Annotated in this window: 7 protein-coding genes; 3 read left to right on the top strand and 4 right to left on the bottom strand. The window is 37.7% G+C overall.

The window, feature by feature from the left end; translation table 11 throughout:
- Window positions 1–122 precede the first annotated feature (122 nt).
- The gene (locus AK824_RS13315) at window positions 123–728 is read left to right on the top strand and encodes a hypothetical protein (RefSeq protein ID WP_057762753.1); all 606 of its coding nucleotides are present in this window, start codon (window positions 123–125) and stop codon (window positions 726–728) included.
- 91 nt (window positions 729–819) lie between these two features.
- Here AK824_RS13315 and AK824_RS13310 read toward each other — a convergent pair whose 3' ends face one another.
- Both AK824_RS13310 and AK824_RS13305 read right to left on the bottom strand, forming a co-directional pair.
- Window positions 820–1,098, bottom strand: a complete 279-nt coding sequence (locus AK824_RS13310) for a hypothetical protein (protein WP_057762751.1) — start codon at window positions 1,096–1,098, stop codon at window positions 820–822.
- Window positions 1,085–1,306, bottom strand: a complete 222-nt coding sequence (locus AK824_RS13305) for a hypothetical protein (protein ID WP_057762746.1) — start codon at window positions 1,304–1,306, stop codon at window positions 1,085–1,087. Before AK824_RS13305 ends, AK824_RS13310 begins: the two co-directional genes overlap by 14 nt.
- Before the next feature lie 150 nt (window positions 1,307–1,456).
- On the opposite strand from AK824_RS13305, the gene AK824_RS13300 reads away from it, so the two are divergent.
- Complete coding sequence (locus AK824_RS13300) at window positions 1,457–1,738, top strand: hypothetical protein (protein WP_156410743.1); 282 nt, start codon at window positions 1,457–1,459, stop codon at window positions 1,736–1,738.
- Between the two features lie 3 nt (window positions 1,739–1,741).
- Window positions 1,742–3,478 carry a MobQ family relaxase gene (mobQ, locus tag AK824_RS13295; RefSeq protein ID WP_057762740.1) on the top strand — a complete coding sequence of 579 codons (1,737 nt, stop codon included), beginning with the start codon at window positions 1,742–1,744 and terminating at the stop codon, window positions 3,476–3,478.
- Between the two features lie 124 nt (window positions 3,479–3,602).
- Here mobQ and AK824_RS13290 read toward each other — a convergent pair whose 3' ends face one another.
- Together AK824_RS13290 and repM are read right to left on the bottom strand one after the other, a co-directional pair.
- Window positions 3,603–4,298 (bottom strand): hypothetical protein, encoded by a 696-nt coding sequence (locus tag AK824_RS13290; protein WP_057762737.1) that lies wholly within the window; start codon window positions 4,296–4,298, stop codon window positions 3,603–3,605.
- A gap of 15 nt (window positions 4,299–4,313) precedes the next feature.
- The gene (repM, locus tag AK824_RS13285; protein WP_082624705.1) at window positions 4,314–5,276 is read right to left on the bottom strand and encodes a replication initiation protein RepM; all 963 of its coding nucleotides are present in this window, start codon (window positions 5,274–5,276) and stop codon (window positions 4,314–4,316) included.
- Window positions 5,277–5,621: the final 345 nt, after the last annotated feature.

Below are 5,621 nucleotides of genomic sequence, written 5' to 3'. Positions count from 1 at the left end.
TATGGTTTGATAGATAACATGAGAGATTATAATTATGACGACGATGATCAAAAAGAGTATTCTGAATGTTGTTTTTTAAAAAATATTTAACATATAAACTATTATTTTGAGTGGAGGATGAAATGCCATTTAGTGCTTTAATGAAAGATAAGATATCTATATTTGATGAACATGACAATCTAGTTGCTAGAGATCAACCTGCTAGTGTGCAAGGTGGGAAAAGGGTATTTACTAAGACAGCTGATTATGTCGTTGACGTTGATTATTTGATAGAACGTAGACTCCCCAATGGTCTTGTAGAGAAGTATCGTGTGATTGAACCTAATTTTATGGCAGGTTTGGAAGATATTCCCTCTCATTATCAAATGACTGTTACTAATGTGAAAAGTTCTTCAGCCAAGACAAGTAGTGTTGTGAATAATATTACACTATCTGGTCAATCTAGCTATTATCATAATAGTTCTAATAATTCGACAAACGTATATAACACGTACACTTTGCATCAATACGAGAAAGCTTTAGAAGCAGTAAATAATGAGATTAGTGGATTAGATTTAGATCAGTTCGAAAGAAATTCAATCAAAAATAGTTTGACGACAATCGAGAACGAACTAAAGAAACCTGTACCTAATGAAGGTGTTTTGAGTACCTGTATCTCATTTTTGCCTACATCGATTGCGACATTAGAATCAGTACTAAATTTAGGGCAAATGCTGGGTGTTTCTTGATACAGTGAGACTCTCCTAAATTCTGCATAAGTATTAAAACCAACTAATTATCGTTACTAAATATTTAGTTGGTGTCATAGATAGGTTTATATTAGCTCATATGGCCTTGATCGTTGTTTTCTGCTACCTTACTACCTATTTCAACTTTAAAGCTTTCTAAACGGCTAATATCCGCCTTCCTAGTCACATATTTATCAATGTCAGCTAAAATTTGCGGTATACGGCTAGGATCTTCTTCAGCAATTTTCATAAGCATACCGCCAAGCACAAATTTTTGACCGTTTAGCTGCTTTTCAATTTGCTTTTGCAGACGATTAGCTTTGTCTAATGCTTCCTGACGTTTTTGTTCAAGAGTTTTAATGTTCGCCATTGAGTTTTTCCTCTGGATTAATAGCTATCTTCAACTGACGGATCACAGCACTTAATAACATCTCATCAACATCAGTTAATGAGTTCAGTCCGGAGTCATAAGTTTTTAAAATGATAGCTTTTTGGTCTTGGGTTAAATGTACGGTTATATCGCCACCCACAGTAAGATTTCTGTAGTCTTGTAATTTCTTCAGATTTATATTGCCCATTTTCTTATCCTTTTCTTCGTTTTAAAAGGAGTAAATGCTTTTTTCATTTTCCCGTCTTTTTGGGATAAATGCGAACTTACGAAAACTATGCTAACATTCCACTTCGTTACAGTATAGATAGTTTTCATAATTCGCAAAGGGGATACCCCCTTGACCCCCAAAAACATTAAAGAAGGATTTAAAATGAACTTTGTAGAACTAGATAACGAATTCCTTAATCTATCTAATGTGGTTTCTTTCTCTATGAAGAAGAATGATATACCACTGCCAGAAGAAGAAGATATTGAAGAAAATAGAGTAGAAGGCGAATATAGACTTAGTGTTAGTACCTTAGGTAATTTCCATAATAGCTACTATGGTCTAGATGCTGAAGCTGCTAACGAAATCTGGAATTTACTAAGAAAAGAAACTAAAGCGGTGCTCATAAGATAACTTATGGCTATTTACCACTTATCGACTAAGCCAGTATCACGCAGTAGCGGAAGAACCGCCACTGCGTCTATTGCTTATCGTGCCGGTATTGCTATCAAAGATGAACGTACAGGCAAAGAACACGACTACACCAAAAGAAGCGGTGTAGTATCTACCCGACTTCATACACCAAACGATTTAGAAATTAAGCGTAACGACCTTTGGAACTTAGCGGAAGCCACCGAAACAAGAAAGAACAGCAGAACGGCTAGAGAGATTGTCGTTAATCTGCCCCATGAACTATCAGGGCGTGGGCGCATTATGTTGGTTAATGAGTTCGCCAAGGACTTAGCCAATCAATACGGTATTGCCGTTGATGTAGCAGTACATACACCTGATTCACAGGGCGACAACCGTAACCATCACGCCCATATCATGCTGACCACACGCAAGCTGGAACGCTTAGAGAGTGGCAGAGTCGCCTTAACTAGCAAATCACAGCTAGAAATGAGCAATACCCAGCTTAAAGAGCGTGATTTACCAAGTGCTAGGGACGAACTGAAGCTGATCCGCAAGCAATGGGCTGATTTGACCAATAAACACCTCAAAGAAGCCAAGGTTGATGCTCGAATTGACCACAGAAGCCATAAAGACAGAGGTTTAGAGCAACTACCCACGCAAAAGCTAGGTTGGGAAGCGTCAGCGATGGAGCGCAAAGGGATCGCCACCGATAAAGGCGATTACAATCGCATGGTTAGGGATTTTAACCAAACGCTGAACCAAGTAGCGGAGCTTGATAAGAGCATAAAAGACTTAAAAGAGCAGCGAGAACAAAGCAATGACAGAGTTAGAGAAGCAATTGACCGAACAATTGAATATGTTGAGTTCACAGCTAAAAACACAGCACGAACAGATCAAAACACAGACTTTGCAAATCAAGTCATTGCTGACGCTCAGCGGCAAACAGAAGAAGCAGAACGAGCTATTGACCGAGCGAATAGAGCAATTGCTGAACATCAACGCCAACTAGAAACCAAAAAATCTAGTGCAAAACTAGATAGAACAGTTGCTCCAACACCTCAACAAATCAAAAAACAAAGCGAGGTAACAGCAGTTACCGAGCCATCGCCTGATGTGTTCAGAGAGAACCGCAAGATATACTTGGAGTATGCAGAAAAAGTCGAAACAACAGCCAAAGCTATTTTAAGCAGTCAGCTAAAAACACTACAGGACAGGGGTAAGCCTGCACTGGCTAAGTTTGAGAAGTTGCGAGATAACGAGCCGTTATTTTTTGGTAAAGACAAATGGCGAGAGGACAAACAAAACGCCTTAAATGCGTTTAATGCGATCAAAGCAAGGCATGACAGCATAAAAGATAATGGCGTAACTGATGAACACTTAGAACAAGCTAAGCAGCACATAGCCAAACATGAGCCGTCATATCATGCCAAAGCACAACAGGCGATTGAGATACTACAAGAGTTAAACAGGGCGAAAAAAGACGACAAAGCAAAAGAGCATGGGGCAGACTTCCACGCCCAACAAGGCAAAACGTATAGCGGTAAGATATTGCGAGCTGATGAAAATGGCATAGTTCAGCAGACAAGAGACGGAACTGTTTATCACCCTGCTTTATCAAGTGTTGAGCAAGGAAAATCATATAACCTTGAGAACAATGGCAGCAGCTACAACGTACAACAGGAATATGAAGCCAGAAAGACTGACAAGAGCCTAGACCAAGATAGGGGCATGAACAGGTAGCTAACGCCCTTCGGTTGTTGGGTTAGAGGTAGCCAGGACAGGCGAAAAGACCGCCTGATCTTGGCTACCTCTCAACCTTAATTCTTACCATCTCTATCTCAAAGCCCTCTATCTTGTTGTTTTTCTATAAAATATAGTTTGTTGTCAGACTTTTCACGCCATTTACTCGGTCTTGTACCAACCTATCAATAACATAAGCTTTAATGTGTGACAGCATGACAATTTGACCATTTAATGTGTAGTTTGTACCCTCGATATTATATTTTTTGACAATTTTCTTAGCCGTTTCTACATGGCCTATAGCTTCATTGATCAACTGTTTAGCTTCAGCGCAGATAATATCATCATCGTTTTCAGCATCATCATAGTTGTTAATCATTACTAATGCTTGATTGTATAGTGTATCAGTGGCTCTTATCGCTTTTGCCACAAACTCCCATATTTGGGAGTCACTTGCAAACCCACCATTTACTAAGTCAATCAAATCATAATCACCAATATATTGGCATTTGAATACCTCAAAATCCAAGTGTTCAGCTATTGTTAGCCAATGGGACTTAAGTATGTCTTGAGAACCGAAATTAGCTCTACAAGCTACAGTTAAACTGTCACTCATACCCTCTTCACCTGAAAATAGATAAACTTTTATATCTGTTTTTATGCCAAAGATATTTTTAGTGCTATAAATCTGTGACGCTGGTGTTTTTATATCTCCAATTGATACTTGAGCTTCAATAATTTTCTGAATTTTCGAGTGTTCGACACCAATAATATCAGCTATATTTTGGCTAGAGATTACTATCTGATTTAACCTATCCATATTGCTTCATCCCTATTAATAATACTGGTAGTCGTCATCTTTACCGTTCAAATATTCCCTAATGGGTTTTTTCTTGCTGAACTTGTTAGGCTCTTTCTTAATCTCATTCACCATAAATTCAGTAAATAACTTCCAGTCACGCCCAATAGCACCAGTAGCTAGACCAGCATAAGTGCTTATAAACTCCTTATGAAGAACAATCCGCTTCAGCTGCTTATCTGACAATCCATCAATAGTGAACATATCGCCATTGGCAGAGTCCTGCTCAACACTGATTTCTTTTGTTTTTGTCTTCTCTAAAACGATAAAACTAAAGCCTATAATCTTGCGACCTTTCTTCTTTTGGGTGTAACTAATATTGAGGTCTGATTTTTCGTTTATCTCTTCAACAGCAAGGTTTAAAACCCTCTTTTTAAAGTTGCTCATAGTTTGATATTCATCAAAATCTAGCCCTAACTGCCCTCTAAATTTCTCCAATTCAAATACAGGTGTTTTTTTGGCTTGCTTCCATTGAACTAACAGCTCATAGAGCCTTACTGAATAATTACTATCCATTGCAGCCGTTTGTTCTAGTAAGTATTTGGTAAAAAACTCTTCAGCTCCATCAATCCGAGTAATACCTTTTACTACAGCTGGAGTAAATACAACCTCAATCGCTCCTTCGTCGTCTAAATATCTAACTTGGGATAACCAGCGAGATTTAATCAGTTTGCCTTCATCATCAAGATAGCTAAAACGTCTGTTAAACAACGTATCTTCAGCGTCTTTCATCATTAGATAACCGTTTTGACGAGTGGTATTAAAAACTTCAGCGTATCTTTTAGCATCAATACGCAGCGGTATATCTGCACTTAATCCCGTACCAGTTTCTCTAGCATCTACAACCGCTAACTGTACAATGCGTATTTCTGATAGTTTTAGATTCTGTAATACGGTATTTAAATAATTGGTTTTTACTACTAGGTTAGATTTAGCCATAACAACTTCCATATTTGAATACTTATATTTAATTGTATATTTAAATACAATTTTATTCAAGTATTCAAAAGGTAAGTAAACGTATTCGAATGGGTAAGTAAACGTATTCGAATGGGTAAGTAAACGTATTCGAATGGGTAAGTAAACGTATTCGAATGGAGGCTGTATCCCTTTGTTACCAAGGCATACAGAGGGCTTAAAAGCATTTAAAAGCATTTAAAAGCATTAAAAGCAATTTTTGTTGTTGATAACTACTAAAAAAATAAAAGAAAAAGCTAGAAAATATTCTTCTTTTGAGCAACTTCAATCAGGTAGTAGCATCGATTTTAACTGTTAATTTAACAG

The organism is Psychrobacter sp. P11G3, assembly GCF_001435845.1.
Classification (GTDB): Bacteria; Pseudomonadota; Gammaproteobacteria; order Pseudomonadales; family Moraxellaceae; genus Psychrobacter.
The sequence above is the reverse complement of the archived record's forward strand: the minus strand, read 5'-3'. Positions and strand labels throughout refer to the sequence as shown.